The organism is Paenarthrobacter sp. NPDC090520 (genome assembly GCF_044769205.1).
Classification (GTDB): domain Bacteria; phylum Actinomycetota; class Actinomycetes; order Actinomycetales; family Micrococcaceae; genus Arthrobacter.
Window position 1 is genome coordinate 57,582 of the sequence record NZ_JBIVXM010000012.1, and the last position, 19,123, is coordinate 76,704.

General features: G+C 63.6%; 14 protein-coding genes, 1 tRNA gene and 1 riboswitch. Of the genes, 6 read left to right on the forward strand and 9 right to left on the reverse strand.

The features are described from left to right. Positions 1-75 precede the first annotated feature (75 nt). A complete protein-coding gene (locus ACIQTZ_RS15325) occupies positions 76-1,665 on the forward strand; it encodes an APC family permease (protein ID WP_402949340.1) in 1,590 nt (529 codons plus the stop codon). 121 nt (positions 1,666-1,786) lie between these two features. Here the strand turns inward: ACIQTZ_RS15325 and ACIQTZ_RS15330 are convergent, their stop codons facing one another. The 7 genes from ACIQTZ_RS15330 to ACIQTZ_RS15360 form a co-directional block, all read right to left on the reverse strand. Then, the gene (locus tag ACIQTZ_RS15330) at positions 1,787-2,626 is read right to left on the reverse strand and encodes an aldo/keto reductase (protein ID WP_400335919.1); all 840 of its coding nucleotides are present in this window, start codon (positions 2,624-2,626) and stop codon (positions 1,787-1,789) included. Positions 2,627-2,783: 157 nt separating this feature from the next. Beyond that, positions 2,784-3,224: a hypothetical protein gene (locus ACIQTZ_RS15335; RefSeq protein ID WP_400270673.1), complete on the reverse strand. Its 441-nt coding sequence runs from the start codon at positions 3,222-3,224 to the stop codon at positions 2,784-2,786. 8 nt (positions 3,225-3,232) lie between these two features. Then, a complete protein-coding gene (locus tag ACIQTZ_RS15340) occupies positions 3,233-3,874 on the reverse strand; it encodes a bacterial proteasome activator family protein (RefSeq protein ID WP_402982043.1) in 642 nt (213 codons plus the stop codon). 85 nt (positions 3,875-3,959) lie between these two features. Further along, a complete protein-coding gene (locus ACIQTZ_RS15345; RefSeq protein ID WP_402982045.1) occupies positions 3,960-4,151 on the reverse strand; it encodes a YbdD/YjiX family protein in 192 nt (63 codons plus the stop codon). Further along, entirely contained in the window at positions 4,151-6,418 is a 2,268-nt protein-coding gene (locus ACIQTZ_RS15350) for a carbon starvation CstA family protein (protein ID WP_402982047.1), read from the reverse strand. The genes ACIQTZ_RS15345 and ACIQTZ_RS15350 overlap by 1 nt, the downstream gene beginning before the upstream one ends. Before the next feature lie 183 nt (positions 6,419-6,601). After that, positions 6,602-7,141: a PadR family transcriptional regulator gene (locus tag ACIQTZ_RS15355; RefSeq protein ID WP_402949328.1), complete on the reverse strand. Its 540-nt coding sequence runs from the start codon at positions 7,139-7,141 to the stop codon at positions 6,602-6,604. A 29-nt stretch (positions 7,142-7,170) separates the two neighbouring features. Then, on the reverse strand, positions 7,171-8,154 hold the full coding sequence (locus tag ACIQTZ_RS15360; protein ID WP_402982048.1) for an NAD(P)H-quinone oxidoreductase: 984 nt from the start codon (positions 8,152-8,154) through the stop codon (positions 7,171-7,173). A gap of 103 nt (positions 8,155-8,257) precedes the next feature. Between ACIQTZ_RS15360 and ACIQTZ_RS15365 the strand changes: the two genes are divergently transcribed. From ACIQTZ_RS15365 to ACIQTZ_RS15385, 5 genes are all read left to right on the forward strand, one after another. Next, a tRNA-Ser gene (locus tag ACIQTZ_RS15365) sits at positions 8,258-8,348 on the forward strand. Positions 8,349-8,873: 525 nt separating this feature from the next. Beyond that, a complete protein-coding gene (locus ACIQTZ_RS15370) occupies positions 8,874-9,173 on the forward strand; it encodes a hypothetical protein (protein WP_402982050.1) in 300 nt (99 codons plus the stop codon). A gap of 213 nt (positions 9,174-9,386) precedes the next feature. Beyond that, a complete protein-coding gene (locus ACIQTZ_RS15375; RefSeq protein ID WP_402982052.1) occupies positions 9,387-10,172 on the forward strand; it encodes a VOC family protein in 786 nt (261 codons plus the stop codon). 175 nt (positions 10,173-10,347) lie between these two features. Further along, positions 10,348-10,533, forward strand: coding sequence for a hypothetical protein (locus ACIQTZ_RS15380; RefSeq protein ID WP_402982053.1), 186 nt, complete (start codon positions 10,348-10,350; stop codon positions 10,531-10,533). Positions 10,534-10,714: 181 nt separating this feature from the next. Further along, positions 10,715-15,235 (forward strand): ExeM/NucH family extracellular endonuclease, encoded by a 4,521-nt coding sequence (locus tag ACIQTZ_RS15385; protein WP_402982055.1) that lies wholly within the window; start codon positions 10,715-10,717, stop codon positions 15,233-15,235. A 61-nt stretch (positions 15,236-15,296) separates the two neighbouring features. On the opposite strand, the gene cycA is transcribed toward ACIQTZ_RS15385, so the two are convergent. Both cycA and ACIQTZ_RS15395 read right to left on the reverse strand, forming a co-directional pair. Then, positions 15,297-16,757 (reverse strand): D-serine/D-alanine/glycine transporter, encoded by a 1,461-nt coding sequence (gene cycA / locus ACIQTZ_RS15390; RefSeq protein ID WP_402982057.1) that lies wholly within the window; start codon positions 16,755-16,757, stop codon positions 15,297-15,299. Positions 16,758-16,916: 159 nt separating this feature from the next. After that, positions 16,917-17,016, reverse strand: a riboswitch (glycine riboswitch). 122 nt (positions 17,017-17,138) lie between these two features. Further along, positions 17,139-19,085: an FAD/NAD(P)-binding protein gene (locus ACIQTZ_RS15395; RefSeq protein ID WP_402982058.1), complete on the reverse strand. Its 1,947-nt coding sequence runs from the start codon at positions 19,083-19,085 to the stop codon at positions 17,139-17,141. Positions 19,086-19,123 lie beyond the last annotated feature (38 nt).

Here is a 19,123-nt window from a genome sequence, read left to right on the forward strand (position 1 = left end):
ACCACCACAGCAAACTTCGATTCGCCGCGCCCCAGGGCGGCCGATCCCATCTTGCTTTCCTGATTAGGAGTCCACATGGAACCCATCAAGAGTAATGATTCAAGCGGCATGGACGAATTTGGCTACACGCAGACCCTGGACCGCAGCATCGGCAAATTCGCCAGTTTCGCTGCCGGCGTCAGCTACATCTCCATCCTTACCGGTGTTTTCCAGCTGTTCTATTTCGGCTTTTCCATGGCCGGACCGGCTTACGCCTGGTCCTGGCCCATCGTCTTCGTCGGCCAACTCATGGTTGCCCTCTGCTTCGCCGAGCTTGCCGGCCGCTACCCGGTGGCCGGGTCGGTCTACAACTGGGCCAAACGGCTTTCTTCCGGGACCCCGTCCTGGCTGGCAGGTTGGCTGCTGATGTTGTCCTCCATCATGGCCTTGGGGTCTGTAGCACTGGCGCTGCAGATCACCCTGCCCCAACTTTGGTCCGGCTTCCAGTTCGTGGGCGACGGCAGCGGACCCTTTGATTTCGCCATGAACGGTGTGGTTCTGGCGACGATCATGATCACCATCTCCACGCTGATCAACGCGTTCGGCGTAAAGCTCATGACGCGCATCAACAGCATCGGCGTTTTCGTGGAGCTGATTGCCGCGGTGCTGCTGATCCTGGCGCTCGGCTGGCATGTGGTCCGCGGTCCGGAGGTCTTCTTCGACACGGCCGGCTTCGGTGAAGGCCATGACCTGGGCTTTTTCGGCGTCTTCCTGATCGGCGCCATGGCCTCCGGCTACGTCATGTACGGATTCGACACCGCCAGTTCCTTGGGCGAGGAGACCAAGGACCCCAAGAAGACGGCACCGAAAGCGATCATCCGGGCGGTCACAGCGTCCTTCCTGCTGGGCGGATTGATCCTGTTGTTTGGCATCCTGGCAGCACCGGACCTCACGGACCCCAAGGTGGGCGCAGCCGACGGCGGGCTCCAGCACATTGTTCTCAGTGTCCTCGGCGGGCCTTTCGGCAAGGCGTTCCTTGTGTGCATCGTCGTCGCCGTGGTGGTCTGCACGCTGGCCGTCCATGCTGCTGCGATCCGCATGATGTTCGCCATGGCCCGGGACAACAACCTCCCGTTCAGCCGCCAGCTCAGCAAGGTGGACCCGGTACGCCGGACCCCCACCGTGGCAGCCATTGTCATCGGCGTACTGGCCGTCATTCCGCTGCTCATCAACGTGATGCAGCCGGCCATCTTCACCATCCTGTCCAGCATCAGCATTGTCCTGATCTACCTGTCTTACCTGCTGGTCACTGTGCCGCTGCTGCGGAAGCGGTTCCTGAAGAAGTGGCCGATAGCGGACGCTCCCGGTTCCGAGTCCGGCTTCTCCCTGGGAAAGTGGGGCCTGCCGGTGAACATCCTCGCCGTGCTGTGGGGCGGTGCCATGACCATCAACCTGATCTGGCCGCGACAGGAGATCTACAACTCCGTCCCGCCCTTCGAGTGGTACCTGCAGTGGGGTGGAGTGATCTTCGTGGCTGCTGTCACCGTGGGTGGGGCCCTTCTCTACCGGCTGAAGATCCGGCACCAGACGGGCATCCTGGCTGAACACGCCGCGAACCTTCCGGCCCATCCATCCTCGGGCGCAGAACCGGTCCCCCAAAACCCGCCACCCGCCGTCGTACCTTAGGAGCCAGGCACCTTAACGCACAGCGCCCCGCACCCAAGTAGGTCGCATTAGCGCGCGTTTTGAGCGATCATAACGCGCACTAATGCTACCCAGTTGGGTACGGGGCACTTGCGTGCCGGGACTAGGCGAAGTCGGACACCGCCGGGTCCGGGCCGATCCGGCCTTCGGTGCCGCGGTCCAGGCCGTTGATGGCCTCGACGTCGGCATCGTCCAGCTTCACGGACAGAGCCGCGAAGTTCTCCTGGATGCGGGATTCGGTGACGGACTTGGGGATGACGACGTTGCCGATGGCCAGGTGCCAGGCGATGACCACCTGGGCGGGCGTGGCCTGGTGCTTGGCCGCGATCTCAGCGACGGTGGGGTTCTCCAGCAGTTCGCCGCCCTGGCCCAGCGGGGACCAGGCCTGGGTGAGGATGCCCTTGGAAGCGTTGAAGGCACGCAGCTCGGACTGGTTGAAGAAGGGGTGCAGTTCAATCTGGTTGATCGCCGGGACAACGCCGGTCTCGTCGATGATGCGCTGCAGACCCTCGGTGGTGAAGTTGGAGACACCAATGGACTTCACGCGGCCGCGCTTCTTCAGCTCGATCAGGGCCTTCCAGGTGTCCACGTACTTGTCCTGCTTGGGCTGCTGCCAGTGGATCAGGTACAGATCCAGGGTTTCGATGCCGAGGCGGTCCAAGGACTTCTCGAAAGCTTCCAGCGTGGCCTCGTAGCCCTGGTCGGCGTTCCACAGCTTGGTGGTGATGAAGATTTCCTCGGCGGAGAGGCCGGAGGAAGCAATCGCACGGCCAACGCCGGATTCGTTGCCGTAGATCTTGGCGGTATCGATGTGGCGGAAGCCGGCATCGAATGCCTGGCGGACCACCTTTTCGGCTACATCGTCTTCAACCTGCCACACCCCATAGCCGAGCTGGGGAATGGTGTTGCCGTCGTTGAACGTGAGCGTTGGTGAGGAAGTCATGTCTGCAATCCTGCCAGCATGAAGTTGCTCAAAGCACCAAATATTACGCAGATCAGCTATCCGCTTAACTTTTTGCGTCAGTGGAATAAACGCGTACGCCGGTAGTTGCATGCGCTGCACACTTGAACCGGGCGGTCTTCAGTCCGTTGGCCTTCAGTCAGTACGAAAGGAGGCGCTCGGCATCCGCAACCTGTTCAAAAACAGACTCGGCCCGGCGCCGTACGGACAGCGCGCCCACTGGGACAGGACCAACAGCCAGCCGCAGCATGGCCGCAGCCTCCGCCGTCGTGGCCAGCGAATTGCCGGCCTTGGACAGTGCACGGTGGACGCCGGCAAGGGAACCTGGCACGTCAAGGCCATCGCTGGGCGCTCGTTTTTGCGCCTCAACGCAGATCACCCGAACGCGTGGGAGCAAGTCCGCAAGCTCGTTGGCGATCTGCACCAGCTCGTTGTACAACTCCTCGTCGTCAACGCCTTCCAATACCTGGTGATAGCGATCCAAGCCACGGTGGAAACGGTCATGGGCACGGCGCCACAGCCCCTTACCGAGCTCAAGATCGTCTTTCCGTCCCTGCCGGACGGCCCCAAAGAAACCCACGGCCAGGCTCAGAGGTACTGGCCCGGGCCGTGATCGGGATCGTCGGTCTGGCCGGGAGACGCAACGCCGGGTCCACCTGGGGCCTTGGCCCGCTGCGGCTGCCCGTTCTCGCCGATCACAATGCCGGGCGCGATCACCGTTCCCGGCGGAAGTTGGCGCAACTGGTGCTGGGCAGTTGCATGGTCACGGGCAGCCTGCTGGGCTGCGATGGCGGCCTGGATGCCGTGGAACAGGCCCTCCAACCAACCAACCAGCTGCGCTTGGGCTATGCGAAGTTCTGCGTCCGAGGGCGCTTTGTCCTCCGGGAACGGCAGGCTGATACGCTCCAGCTCTTCGATAAGTTCGGGAGCCAGACCGTCTTCCAATTCCTTGATGGAACGTTCATGGATTTCTGCCAGGCGGCCACGTGCCGCGTCGTCCAGGGGTGCGCTCTTCACCTCTTCGAGGAGCTGCCGGATCATGGTTCCGATCCGCATCACCTTGGCCGGCTCGTCAACGAGCTCCTGGAGGTTGGTGCCCTTGGGCTTGTCCTTTGCCTCCTCTGACCCCTGGTCAGCGCCGTTCAAGGCCGTGCCTTCCACCGGGGTACCCTCCACGGCCTGGTCGTCCGAAGCCTCATCCTTGGGCTGAATGTCGTTCAGATCGCTCATGCGTTTCATACTCTCACGTGGTTCGCGCCAGCCCGCGGCCAAGACCGGATTTTGGACTTCGTTCGTAGCGAAACTTCCGGCAGCCTCAGCAGCAGCGCCCTTGCGGGTTGGTGTCCTGACGGTCCATGCGGTCCCGCCAGAACTCGCGCTCGGTCATGGCAGGACCTTCGTGGCCGGAGGACGTGAAGTGCTCCAGATACTTTTGGTACGCGTCGGCTCCCATCAGCCCCCGCATGTATCCGGCGAATCCACGAAAGCCCTGCGTGAGGGCTCCCACTAGTGGTGCCCCGCGCTCACGGGTCGCTGGTCCACGGGCAGGGCGTCCCACTCGGCAAGGAGTTCCTTCTCTGCTGCCGTCGGAATCAAACCGGCCGGAGCGAACACCTTGGACGGTACGGCCGGATCCTCGTGGTCCTGCCCGCCACCGGCACGGAACGCCCGGACCGTGGCAATGACGGCGGTGATGATCACGATGATGCTCAGGACGACGAAGATCACCGAAAGCACGCCCTGGATCATGGTGTTGCGGACCACCGCTTCCATGGCCTCAACCGTTTTGGCCGTCCCGAACGAGGTCTTGCCGTCCGCCAAGGCCTTGGTGAAAGCGGCATTGTTGGCAAAGTAGCCCACCGCCGGAACCGGCGAGAAGATCTTGAAGAAGCTTGCCGTGATGGTCACGACGGCGGCAAACGCCAGCGGGACTGCGACGATCCAGAGCCACTTGAACGCTCCCCGCTTCGCAGCAATGGCCATGCACACGGCCAAGGCGATGGCAGCGAGCAACTGGTTGGCGATGCCGAACAGCGGGAAGAGAGTATTGATGCCACCCAAGGGGTCCGTGACGCCCATCAGCAGCACGGCACCCCACGCAGCAACCATGATCGCCGTACACAGCCAGGCACCCGGCCGCCACGAGGCTTCCTTGAACCTGGGAACGAAGTTGCCGATCGAGTCCTGCAGCATGAAACGCGCAACCCTGGTGCCGGCGTCCACCGCAGTCAGGATGAAGAGTGCCTCGAACATGATGGCGAAGTGGTACCAGAACGCCATCATTCCAGGCCCGCCGATGAACTGCTGCATGATGTGCGCCAGGCCAACAGCGAGCGTGGGCGCACCGCCCGAGCGGGAAATGATGCTCTCCTCCCCCACGTCCTTGGCGGTCTGTGCCAGGACGTCCGGAGTGATGTTCACGTTCGCCAGGCCAAGGCTGTTGACCCACTGGGCCGCGGATTCAACCGTGCCGCCGGTCAGCGCGAGGGGTGCGTTCATGGCGAAGTAGATGCCACGGTCGATCGAGATGGCCGCCACCAGCGCCATGATGGCCACGAAGGACTCCATGAGCATGCCGCCGTACCCGATGAAACGGGTCTGCCGTTCCTTCTCGATCAGCTTCGGAGTGGTGCCGGAGGAGATCAATGCGTGGAACCCGGACAGGGCACCGCACGCGATGGTCACGAACAGGAAGGGGAACAACGCTCCAGAGAAGACCGGGCCGTTCTCACGGCTGGCGAACTCGCTGAAGGCCGGAACGTTGATTTCCGGCCGCACCACGATGATGGCAAGGGCGAGCATCACGATCACGCCGATCTTCATGAACGTCGAGAGGTAGTCACGCGGTGCGAGCAGCAGCCACACAGGCAGGATCGCAGCAATGAAGCCGTAGATGATGAGGCCCCAGGCGATGGTCACCTTGTCCAGGTGGAAGAAGGCCGCACCCCATTCCGTTTCAGCCACGGCACCGCCGCCGATGATCGCGGCCATCAGCAACACAAAGCCGATGATCGAGACCTCCATGACCTTCCCCGGCCTCAGGTACCGCAGGTAGACGCCCATGAAGAGTGCGATCGGAATGGTCATGCCCACCGAGAAGACACCCCACGGGCTTTCGCCCAAGGCATTGACCACCACCAGCGCAAGGATGGCCACGATGATGATCATGATCAGCAGGGTGGCGACCAGGGCGGCGGTGCCGCCAATGACGCCAAGTTCCTCGCGGGCCATCTGGCCGAGGGACCGGCCGCCTCGCCTCATCGAGAAAAACATCACCAGATAGTCCTGCACCGCACCGGCAAGTACGACGCCGATGATGATCCAGATAGTGCCGGGGAGGTAACCCATCTGTGCAGCAATGACCGGACCCACCAGCGGACCGGCGCCGGCAATGGCAGCGAAGTGGTGGCCGAACAGGACGTTCCGATCGGTGCGGACATAATCCTTGCCATCAGCCTTGTACTCGGCCGGGGTAGCCCGCCGGTCATCCGGCTTGAGGAGGTACCGCTCAATGACCTTGGAATAGAAGCGGTAACCGATCAGATAGGTACACACGGCAGCGAAGACAAACCAGATGGCGTTGACCGTCTCGCCGCGGACCAGCGCAAGCATGACCCAAGCCACGCCGCCGAGCAGGGCAATGGCCACCCACAAGGCGATTTTGGCCGGGGTCCACTTCCGTTCGTCCTTTTCCCGTCGGGACTCATCCACGGCCGGCGGCGGCAATGTGGGGTCCAGCTCCCTTTCGAGTTCTTGTTCCGGGATGGCGTTCATGTCTCCTCCTTGAGAACCTTCTTGCTGCCGTGGCTCCGTTAGGGCACAGCCGGGCGTCACGGGCACGCTAGCAATGAAGGTTCCCCCCGCACGGCGGAACCTACCGGGTGATCAGGCGTGGTGCGACGAGCGGCGGTTGTGCTGCGGTGAACGGCAACTACACTCCGCGCACTTTCCGAGAGTTCACTCCCCCGAGCGCTCCTGAACTTGCAGCATCCGCGCTTCGCACAGGTCCAGCCAGCGCACCTCTGCCTCCGCTTGGAAGATCAGGGAATCAAGTACCAGCAACCACGCAGTGTCGGCGGAGCGTTGGTTTGCCGATGCCGCTTTCCTCGCTTGGGTGTGTTCCTGGAGGGCGCGCACGGACACTTCGCGCTGCGACTGGATCACGGCCGAGGCGTCCACGCCCGGCAGGGTCACCGCGAGCGCCAGCTTGATGGCAATCTCGTTGCGAGGCGGAGTGCCGCGGCCCACTGCCCCGTCAAACCAGGCCCCGACTTCGGCGACCCCGGCGTCGGTGATGCTGTAGACGACGTGGCCGCCGCCGTCGTCGCCGTCGTTGCTGACCAGTCCGTCCCGCTCAAGGCGGTCCAGGGTGGTGTAAACTTGGCCGATGTTCAGCGGCCAGGCCGCGCCGGTCCGGTCCTCGAACTCCACGCGCAGCTCATAGCCATACCGGGGCTGGTCCTGGAGCAGGGCCAGGAGGCTGTGCCGGATGGACAATGGAGCTCCTTGCTATAAGGGGGTGCCGGTCAGAGCAGCAACAGGACCTTACCCACATGCTCGCCGGAATCGAAGTACTCGTGGGCTTCCGCCACGCGGTCCAGCGGGAAAGACTTGGCCACCAGCGGCTTGATCCGGCCATCGGAGAGCATGGGCCAAACCACCTCACGCACGGCGGACATAATGACGCCCTTCTCGGCCACGGGCCGCGGACGGAGGGCCGTGCCGATCACGGCGGCCCGTTTGCTGACCAGTTGTCCCAGGTTGATCTCCGCTTTGGTGCCGCCTTGCAGTCCGATGATGATCAGGCGGCCGTAGTCGGCGAGTGCGTCTACGTTCTGCTGCAGGTACTTGGCACCCACGACGTCGAGGATCACGTCCGCGCCTTTGCCACCGTTTTGCGCCTTGAAGCTTTCGACGAAGTCCTCGTCGGAGTAATTAATGGCGATGTCCGCACCAAGGAACGCCTTGGCGGTGCCCACTTTTTCGTCAGTGCCCGCGGTGGTGGCCACGTTGGCGCCGTAGGCTTTGGCCATCTGGATGGCCATGGTTCCAATGCCGCCCGTGGCACCGTGGATGAGCACGGTTTCGCCGGGTTGGAGCTGCGCCGTCATGATGAGGTTCGAGTAGACGGTGGCTGCCACTTCGGGCAAAGCGGCTGCGGTGACCAGGTCAACGCCGTCGGGAAGCCGCAGTACCTGTTCGGCGGGAACGGCCACTTGCTGGGCGTAGCCGCCGCCCGCCAGCAGGGCCACAACCTTGTCCCCCAACGAGAACGCTTTGGTAACTCCAGGGCCGAAGCCGGCGATCCGGCCGGAAACCTCAAGCCCGGGAACCTCGGAGGCGCCAGGGGGCGGCGGGTAGAAACCGCGGCGCTGCTGCACATCGGCGCGGTTCAGCCCCGCGGCTACGACGTCGATCAACACCTCACCCTCGCCCGGCACCGGAGACGGGACTTCCCTGACGTCGAGGACTTCGGGCCCGCCTGGCTGGGAAATGTAGACGGCTTTCATGACGGACTCCCGGATTCTTGCTGGCACTTCCAGACCCGGGGCCGGGACGGGAAGCACGTGATGTTTTGGTACAGCCAACTCCCTATGAAACACTACTAGGCAGGGAAGGTTGTCCGAGCGGCCTAAGGAGCTGGTCTTGAAAACCAGTGTGCGGTAACCCCGTACCAAGGGTTCAAATCCCTTACCTTCCGCCACGTTGGAACCCCCGGTATGCGAGTGCATGCCGGGGGTTCTGCTTTGGCGTGATTTCGGCCTGGGGTTGCCTCGTCCCACGGATGGCCTGTCGATAGCTTTTGGATTGTGGCGTCATGAATCGCCCTGATGCGGCTCTTACCAAGTGGAACCGCACCCCCGGTTGGAGAAGTGCGGCGACCCTCATCTGCGTTCCGAAAGGCATCCCAGTGGCGCTTCCTGCTACCCGTTCATCTCTGGATTCAGGGGTCTCCCCTTCGCGGACAGCACCGGCGCTTGATCGCAGCGCCCGCTCCGGACCTTCCAAAACGTTGGTAAAGGGTTTGCTAGGCCTCGTTTCCCTGCTCCTGCTGTTCTTGGTCACAGTTCCAGGGGCCGCGGCCGCAACCGCAACCGACAGGAGCGCCAGCACGCGCGTGGGTGCTGCTTCCAACACAACGATGTCGGCCGCGGCGGCGTCAGTGGTCGAAAGCACCGACACACTCAGGAACACCGCCCTGAACTGCGCCGGGGACGTAAAAGTAGGGATGAGCCCGGAACAGTTGGCCATCAACGAAGCCTGCGGCAACGAGCTCGCCGAGGCTAACCTCCAAACCAAGCCCGAGTGGTTGCAGGACCTCGTCCATGGCAACCAAGCATTCGTTGACAAGGCCTGGCCGCTCGTTGCCTTGGGCATCGCCGGAGCCCTGGGCGCTGCTGGAACAAGCAGAGCGCTGACACGTACCACTGCCAAGAATGGATTCGAGCACGGGTACACATATCACCGACGGATTCGTGCGCGTGGCATCGAAGACCCACGCGCACACAACTTTCCAGATTTCCTTTGACGAGGTGTTAGTAGGGAGCAACCCGATGAAGCAAACAGTCGGCTCTTACCTCTACCGAATTCCCGGAGAGATAAGCCCCCCAGCCCGGTCTGAGAACTGACAACCAAAAGATCGTTGAAAAGTGTCAGAGCCCCCGCATAGTGTTCCTCGTGTCTCCACCACTACACCTTCAGTCGCGGAGCTTGCCGCGGCCTGACTACAGGAGCTGTACACATGCCTACGCCCGATATCACTGCCGGTTCGCCGTGTTGGATCGACCTGATGACCTCCGATACAGAGAAGGCGAAGTCGTTCTACAACGCACTCTTCGGCTGGACCTATGAGACCGGAGACGAAGAGAAGTATGGCGGCTACATCACCGCTTCCAAGGATGGGAAGCTCATAGCCGGCATCATGCAGAAGCGGGAAGACATGGGCTCCATGCCGGACCTCTGGTCCACCTACTTGCGGACGGACGACATCAAAACCACCACAGAAGCCGCTGCCGCGAACGGCGGCCAGGTCTTCATGGAGCCGATGGATGTTCCCGAGCAGGGCAGCATGGCCATGTATGGAGACTCCTCCGGAGCCTCGATCGGAGCATGGCAGTTCGGGGAGATGAAGGGCTACGAACTCGCCGCCGAACCTGGAACGCCCGCATGGCATGAACTCCTGTCCAAGGACTATGAATCCGCAGTGTCGTTCTACCAAAACGTGTTCGGTTGGGAAACGGAGGTCATGAGCGACACTCCGGAGTTCCGCTACACCACGCTGGGCGCCGGAGACAACGCCAAGGCCGGAATCATGGACGCGGCAGGTTTCCTTCCCGACCAGGTGCCGTCCATGTGGAGCGTGTACTTCGCCGTAGAGGACACGGACGCCACGGTTGAGAAGGCCCTGGGACTTGGCGCCACCGTGGTCCAGGAGGCCGAGGACACTCCGTTCGGACGCCTGGCTACGTTGTCGGATCCAACAGGCGCCACGTTCAAGGTCATCCAGGATTTAGGCCAGACCGCTTAGACTCTTGATTTTCGGGTCGTGCCGGCCATCTCCTACCCAAGGATGGCCGGCAGGACCTGCCCACTCCCGGGCTTGGGGGATCGTTCGGCGTGGGCATGGCTTCTGGTTCCCCAATCGTTTGACCGCACCCTTCGAAAAACCAGGCTGTGGTCCTTCTGGGAATGAGGACCGGAAATTGCTTCACCTTTCACAAACTGCCAAGGCTGCCGCCGTGCTCGGCGTTGCGTCCATCGCGTTGGCCGGTTGTTCCTTAATCAGCAGCGGCGATGCCAAGCGGGACGAATCCGGCCGCCCCACCGAGACGTCCGGCGGCGAATCCGGTGCTGCCGTCACTGGCACGCTGAAAGGCGCTGCCAAGTAGTTCCTGCCGGTGACCGGGGCCACCCTCCGGCCACCGGCAAGCCACTCCCTATTCATCCGTTCGTGTTCAGCTTTGTCCGAGGCAGCTTTACCCGGGAGTAACTTCCGGCAAACGCCCCTGCACAAGACAGTGGGCGTCGTCCATAGAGCCCTACAGGGCTCCCTGATGAAAGTTAGAGCGGATGCACCATAAGAATTGGAAACTCTTGGCGGGCACGGTCCTGTCGGCGGGGCTCTTAGCGGCCCCGCTGACGGCCGTTCCGGCCTTCGCAGCTGATGATCCCACTCCGGGCACATCACCTGTGGTCATCAATGAGGCCTACTTGAGTGGAGGCAGCAGCGGCGCAGCATTCAAGAACAAGTTCGTTGAGCTGTACAACTCCTCCGACTCACCGGTCAGCCTGGCCGGCTGGTCCTTGCAGTACCGTTCGGCAACGGGAACCGCTGCACCCACCGGCATCACTGCACTGACGGGAAGCATCCCTGCCAAGGGCTACTTCCTGATCCAGGGAGCCACCAACAGCGGCACGTCCACTGCCCCGGCCCTACCGCCGGCTGATGTCCAGGCCACGGGAACGCTGAACCCGGGCGGCACCGCGGGGACACTGATCCTTGCCAAGCAGAGCACTGCGGTGTCGCCGCTGGCTTCGGGCTCCGTGACGGGCAACGCGGCCATCGCGGACCTTCTTGGCTACGGCACGTCCAACACGTTCGAAACCGCAGCCGCAACGGCGCCCACGGGAAACACGGACACCCGGAGCCTGAACCGCACCAACGGCGTTGACACGGACTCCAACGCCGCCGACTTCAGCCTCAGCGCGTCCATCACGCCCACGGCGTCCGGCGGCGGCACCCCGCCCACGGAGCCGGGTAGCGGCACCAAGACCATCGCCGAGATCCAAGGCACCGGCGCGGCCAGCCCGCTGGTCGGCAGCACCGTGACCACGCGCGGCAAGGTGACCGCGGTCTACGCCACCGGCGGCTTCAATGGCTACTACGTCCAGACCCCCGGAACCGGCGGCGACAACGGCGGGGCGGCCAGGACGGCGTCGGACGCTGTGTTCGTCTACTCCCCCACAACGGCTGGTTCGGTACAGCCCGGCGACTACCTGGAACTGACCGGCGTCGTGAGCGAATTCGCGAACCAAACCCAGATCACGGTGGAGGCCCCCGGGCTGAAGAAGCTCACCGAAGCGGCACCGGAAGTGAAGGCATCGCCGTTCGCGCTCCCCGCCAATGAGGCAGCCAGGGAGACGTTCGAGGGCATGCTCGTCGCTCCGCAAGGCACGTTCACCGTGACGGACAACTACTCCCTGAACCAGTACGGCGAAATTGGCCTCGCTGCCGGGACCTCGCCTTTGGTACAGCCGACGGCGGTAGCCGCCTACGGTTCGCCGGAGTACGCGGCGGTGGTGGCTGACAACGCGATGCGCGGCATCAAGCTCGACGACGGCGCGTCCACCAACTTCCTCAAGGACGCCACCACCAAGGCCCAGCAGCTCCCGTATCTGACCACCACCGATCCTGTCCGGGTGGGTTCTCCTGCCACGTTCAAGACCGACGTGATCCTGGGCTACGGCAACAACTCCTGGAAATTCCAGCCACTCACGGCCCTGACCCCGGAGAATGCCGACTCGGTCCAGCCGGCGACGTTCACTGCTTCACGGCCCGAGGGCCCGGCAGATGTTGGCGGCACTCTTAAGCTGGCGTCCTTCAACGTGCTGAACTACTTCCCCACCACCGGTGACCAGCTCAGTGGCTGCGTGTTCTACACGGACCGCGCCGGCAACCCGATCACGGTGAAGGAAGGCTGCAACGCCCGCGGTGCGGCCAACGCAGAGAACCTCCAACGCCAGCAGGACAAGATCGTTGCCGCCATCACCAAGTCCGGCGCAGACGTCGTTTCCCTGGAGGAAATCGAGAACTCGGCGCAGTTCGGCAAGAACCGCGACGACGCCCTGTCCAAGCTGGTTGATGCCCTCAACGCCAAGACGCCCGGGGTGTGGGACTACGTCCGCACTCCTGCGAACGCTCCCCCGCTGGGCGACGAGGACATGATCCGCACGGCATTCATCTACAAGAAGGCCACCGCCGAACCTGTGGGCGAATCCATCATCCACAACGACACCGTGGCTTTCGCCAGTGCGCGCAAGCCCCTGGCGCAGGTCTTCAAGCCGGTAGGTGCGGCCGATGACAAGAAGTTCATCGCGATCGTGAACCACTTCAAGTCGAAGGGCTCCGCGGCCACCCCGGACGACACCGACAAGGGCCAAGGCGCCTCGAACATCGCCCGCACCAAGCAGGCAGAATCGCTGCTGGCCTTCTCGAAGGACCTGCAGGCCAGCAAGGGCACGGACAAGGTCTTCCTGATCGGCGATTTCAACGCCTACGCCAAGGAGGACCCCATCAACGTCCTCACGGGCGCGGGCTACACCGACCTCGAAGCCGGAACCAACAAGCACTCCTATCTCTTCGGCGGAATGGTCGGCTCCCTGGACCACATCCTCGCTTCCCCAGCGGCGCACAAGACCGTGACGGGAACCGACATCTGGAACATCAACTCCGTGGAGTCCGTCGCGTTGGAGTACAGCCGGTATAACAACAATGTGACCAACTACTATGCCGCGGACGAGTTCCGTGCCAGCGACCACGATCCCGTGGTGGTGGGCCTGGACCTGGCACCGGACGCACCGGCAAGCGTTGACCTGCAGTTCCTGGGCATCAACGATTTCCACGGCCGCATCGACTCCAACACGGTGCTCTTCGCAGGGACCGTGGAGAAGCTGCGGGCAGCAGCCGCTCCGGGCGCAACGGCCTTCATCTCGGCCGGCGACAACATCGGAGCGTCGCTCTTCGCTTCTTCTGTGGCGAAGGACCAGCCGACCATCGATGTGCTCAACGCCCTTGAACTGCAGGCTTCCGCAGTTGGCAACCACGAGTTCGACGGCGGGTGGCAGGACTTGCGCGACCGCGTCATTGCCGGTGGCAACAACGCGAAGTTCGCCTACCTTGGCGCCAACGTCTACCAAAAGGGCACCACCACCCCGGTATTGCCGGAGTACAAGGTCCTGGAGATGAACGGCTTGCGGGTTGCCGTGATCGGCACCGTGACGCAGGAAGTTCCGTCGTTGGTGACCCCTGCGGGGATAGCGGACCTGGAATTCGGTGATCCGGTGGAGGCCATCAACCGGGTTGCTGCCAAGATCAAGTCGGAGAACGCTGCGGACCTGATCATCGCGGAAAACCACGACGGCGCCGCCTCCGGAACACCCGAAGGCGCCACCTTGGAGCAGGAAGTCGCAGCCGGCGGCCCGTTCGCCAAGCTCGTGAAGGAGACCTCCCCGGACGTGGCTGCGATCTTCACCGGGCATACCCACAAGGAATATGCCTGGGATGCACCCATCCTGGACTCGAACGGACAGCCCACAGGCAAGACCCGTCCGATCGTGCAGACCGGAAACTACGGCGAGAACGTGGGCAGCGTGACCTTGACCGTGGACACCGCTTCCAAGTCGGTCACGGCGTACAAGGCAACGATCGTGGACCGCACCACGGACACGGCAGAAAGCCTCGTCGCCGCCTACCCGCGCGTCGCCGCCGTCAAGACGATCGTGGACAAAGCCCTGGCCAACGCCGCAGAGATCGGCAACCAGCCGGTGGGCGCGGTGACCGCTGATATCACCACGGCTTTCACCCCGGACCCGGCCGGCGGTGCCCCGAAGCGCGACGACCGCGCGTCCGAATCCACGCTGGGCAACCTCGTGGCGGACTCGCTGGTGGATACGCTTAAGGCTCCTGAACTGGGCGCGGCGGAGATCGGCGTCGTCAATCCCGGTGGGCTGCGCAACGAGCTGTACTACGCCCCGGACGGAACCATTACCTACGCCGAAGCGAACGCAGTACTGCCGTTCGTGAACAACCTCTGGACGACGACGCTCACCGGCGCCCAGTTCAAGACGCTCCTGGAACAGCAGTGGCAGACCAACCCTGATGGCACGGTGCCCAGCCGCCCCTACCAGCAGCTGGGCCTGTCCAAGAACGTCAACTACACCTATGACGCCGCACGCCCCGCGGGTGACCGCATCACCGGCATCTGGGTGGGTGGCGCCGTGATGGACCCGGCCAAGCAGTACCGGATCGGGACGTTCAGCTTCCTTGCCACCGGCGGTGACAACTTCCGGGTGTTCAAGGAAGGCAGCGACACCAAGGACACGGGCCTGGTGGACCGCGACGCCTGGATCAAGTACCTGCAGGCGCACAATCCGGTTTCCCCTGACTTCGCCCGGCGCTCAGTGGCAGTGGCGAACAGCACCGCCGCGGAGGTCAAGGCAGGCGACGCCATCACGCTGGCGGTGTCCAAACTGGACCTGACCTCCATCGGCAGCCCGGCCAACAAGACGCTCAAGGCAGTGTTCATTGATGCCAAGGGGGCCACAGTGGCACTGGGCGACGTCCCCGTTGCCTCCGGTGCAGCAAGCGTCAGCTTCAAGGTTCCCGCGGCAGCAGCCGCAGGTACCGGCACCCTGGTGCTGACCGCCGTCGAAAGTGGCACCACAGTCAAGGCGTTGGTCAAGGTGGCAGCGAGCGGTCCGAACCCGCCGCAGTGCACCGCCCCCACCAAACCGTCCAAGTGGTACGACATCGTGGGCTGGCTCCGTTACGCGTTCGCGTGGCTGGAGTACCAGAAGTGCCTGAGGGGCTAAGCACCCTTCAAAGCAGCAAAGGAGCCCCTCACACCCGTGAGGGGCTCCTTTGCTTTGTGGGCTAGTTGCGGACGGGTTCCGGTATCCGCTCAGCGTCCTTCTGCAGCTCGGCACGGAAGTGTTCGTACCGGGCAAGGTGGGTGGGCCGCTTGCGGAGGATGGCCCACGCAACGCCCAAGGCCAGGAACCAGACCGGAGTCACGAGCAACGCCATGAGGGTGTCAGGTTGGGTGGTCAAAGCCCAGAGGATGAACGCGAAGAACGCGAACACCACCCACACCATCGCCACGCCACCGGGCATCTTGAACTTCGAAGAATCATGAAGCTGCGGCCGGCGCTTCCGGAACGCCAGGTAACTGGCCAGGATGATCGACCAGACGAACACGAAGCAGACGGCGGACACGGTGGTCACCAGGTCGAACGCCTTGCCGACATCCTGGCCGGCGTACATGAGCACGACGCCGGACAGCAACAGGACGCAGGAAAGGAACAGGGCGTTGCGGGGTACTTTGCGTCCGGACAGCGCGCTGAAGACGGCGGGCGCGTCGCCTTCCTGTGCCAGGCCATAGACCATGCGGGAAGTGGAGTAGATACCGGAGTTGGCCGAAGACATCGCCGAGCTCAGCACCACCAGGTTGACGATGGTGGCTGCGGCACCGAGCCCCGCCAGGGAGAACATGGCAATGAAGGGGCTGTGGCCGGCGGCAAACTGGGTCCACGGCGTGACGGACATCAGGATGATGAGGGCACCAACGTAGAAGAGCAGCACGCGGATGGGGATGGAGTTGATGGCCTTGGGCAGGTTCTTCTCGGGGTCCTTGGCTTCAGCGGCCGTGGTGCCTACCAGTTCGATGCCAACGAACGCGAAGACGGCGATCTGGAAGCCGGCAACGAAGCCCATGAATTCGTTGGGGAAGAAGCCGCCGTGGGACCAGAGGTTGGTGAAGCTGGCGGGACCGGCGTCGGATTGGAAGCCGCTGAAGATCATGAACAGGCCAACGATGATCAGCGCCGCGATGGCCACGATCTTGATGAGGGCGAACCAGAATTCCGTCTCGCCAAAGGCCTTCACGGTGGCCAGGTTGAGCAGCAGGAGGATGCCGATGGTGATGAGCCCCGGAATCCAGAGGGGCAGGCCCGGCCAGAGTTCCTTGGAGTAGCCGGCAATGGCGATCACGTCCGCGATGCCCGTGATGACCCAGCAGAACCAGTAGGTCCAGCCGGTGAAGAAGCCTGCCCAGGGACCCAGGAGGTCGGCGGCGAAGTCACTGAAGGACTTGTAGTTCAGGTTGCTCAGCAGCAGCTCGCCCATGGCCCGCATGACGAAGAACAGCATGAAGCCGATGATCATATAGACGAAAATGACCGACGGTCCGGCCGCGGAAATGGTCTTGCCGGAGCCCATGAAGAGGCCCGTTCCAATGGCACCGCCGATCGCGATGAGTTGGATGTGGCGGTTGCTGAGCTGGCGTTCGAGGTGGGGTTCTTGGCTGGAATCTGTTGGCGGGCGCTGAATCGTCATGAGGAACTCCATTGTTCAGGCGGTACCTTTTGGGTACCGCGATGATTCGGGTTCCTCCCCGCTCTGTCATGGACCTGAGAGTTTCCGCGTTCTGCGCGCACGCAGGAACGCTTGCACCTTCGGTGAGCCCGGGAATCCCGGACTGCTTTCCAGAGTTGCCTCGCCGCGGCGGTACAGGGTGCCTGAGAGATTCCTGGGGAGGGTTTGCTCCTACGGCGCCTGACGGGATGTACCGGCAGGACTCTCCCGCCACGGATCACTAGCGCGCACCACCTGGCCGGTGATGCAGCTCACACAGTAGCGAAGGCGTGGTGGTTCACGCAAGCGCCCCGGGTCAGGCCATGGTTTTTGCCCTGCCACAGCCCGCGTCCGCGGCGCGCATCAGAGCTCCAGGATGCTGCGGGCGATCTCGTCGGCATCGCGCAGGGTCCGTTGCCCGCTCCTGTATGCCCTGCCCTTGGTGGGCCGTGCCTCGGCCGCGATCGCGGTTCCCCACTGCGTGGCGGACAACTGAAGGCTCAGCACGTACAGCCCCCGGGTCACTGAACCGTTCGCCGCCACCGGACGGTAAGGATGCGGTTCAACGTCCAGGCCTGTGGTCCGCACCGGAGTTCCCTCGACGCTCATCATGATCTTGGTACGGACCAAACCGTCCTCCAGCAGTTGCTCCAGGAGCGGCGAGATGTTCATGCCCACACGGTTCGCGGGCGACATCGCCTCGATCAGCGTCCGTGCCTGCGCCGGTACGTCGCGGACCCACGGCGAGAATGCGCGGAACACTTTGGCGTTCCGATCCACGCTGAACTTGGGGTCGGGTCCCACGAAACTCACGACGCCGGCACGCGCCAAGGCGGCTAATTGTTCCGACCGCAGCGCCGGAGGACCGCTGGCCAACCCCTCCACGAACGATTCGAACCAGCCCCGCAACCCGGCCACCCACGATTCGTCCGTGATGCCGCCGTCGGCCACCACTGTCTTGAGGATCGCCCGGCCGGTGTGCAGGGCACCGATGGCCATCTTCACGGGGTCGGATTCGCCGAGGGCGGAGCGCCGCGCGTCGTCGTCGAGGTAGTCCGTAATGGCTTTGTCCAGCTCCTTGCGTGAGGCAAAGGTCCGGCCGGCCAAGGGTGCTGCAAGCCCCTTCAGGTTGAGCCGGCGGGAGGCCACCACGTGCTTTTCCACGAGCGCACCCACGGCGCTTTCCCAGTTGCCCGTTGCGTGGGCGTGGGGCTGCAAGGCATCCTCCAGGTCCGCGAGGAACTGCGCCGGGTCCCGGATCGCCGCTGGTTGCGATCCCGCCAGCGTGGCGTAGTAGGCCCAGAGGGCGTCGCGGTGCAGGAGCGGCCAGAGGTCGTGATCGAAGCCCGGCTGGATGCCAGCGGCTTTGAAGCGGTCCATGGCGGCCTCGGTGAGGTACCGGAGCGTGATGCTCGTGGCGTAGTAGCCGGACAGCCCGGCCTTGGCGCGGTACGGGGTGCCCCTTCGTGAGGCAGCGATGATCTTCGGCTCGCGGCCGGACGGCCGGTACTCGAGCGTACCGGTCCCCGGAGCCACGGAGTCGACGAATTTGCCCCCGCGGCCTTCCGTCAGCTGCCCCATGACGTCGAAGAAATTCAGTCCCATGCCGCGGACCAGGACCGGCTCGTTGTCCGGTACGCGTGTCCAGTCCACATCAGCTGGAGGAGCAGGCGGGAAGTAGAGCAGGCCCTGTTCCCGCGCGGCGGTTTCGAACGAGCGCTGCTCGGGATTCAGCCGGGATTCGATGTGCCCCAGCGCGAGGACCACCGAACCGACCGTGAGGCTACCGCCGTCGGCCAGTTCGACGTCGAACATGTCACCAACCGGCCGCGCCGCGATGGCGGTGGTTTCATGGAAGGTGACCTCGACGCCGTCGGGCAGCCGCTGCAGCAGCTCCGCGAGGGTCTGGCGCAAATAGCGTCCGTAGATGGCGCGGCTGGGGAAGTTGTCCGACTCGAGGGTGGCCAGTTCCGCCTTCTCGGCCTGGTTCAGCCCCTGGCCATCACGACGCCGGGTGACTCGCCATTCGTCGAAGGACGTCCCCGCCAAGGGCGGCGCAAGTTCGGGATCCTCGGGAATGAGCGTCGGATAGAACGACTGGGTGTTCATCAGGTACAGCCGCGACTGGTCCGGCTGCCACACGTGGCCCGAACCGGCCGGGTAAGGATCAATGACGTGGATGTGGAGCGTTGCGGTCACATTCGCCTCGTCCGTGGTGGCGGCCCAGTTGGCGAGCAGCCGCTCAAGCACACTGGTACCCCGGGGGCCCGCCCCCACCAGGGCAACACGGATGATTTGCGATTTAGCCACGCTCAAGCCTAACGTCCGTGTGACTTGCTTCCCCGTGA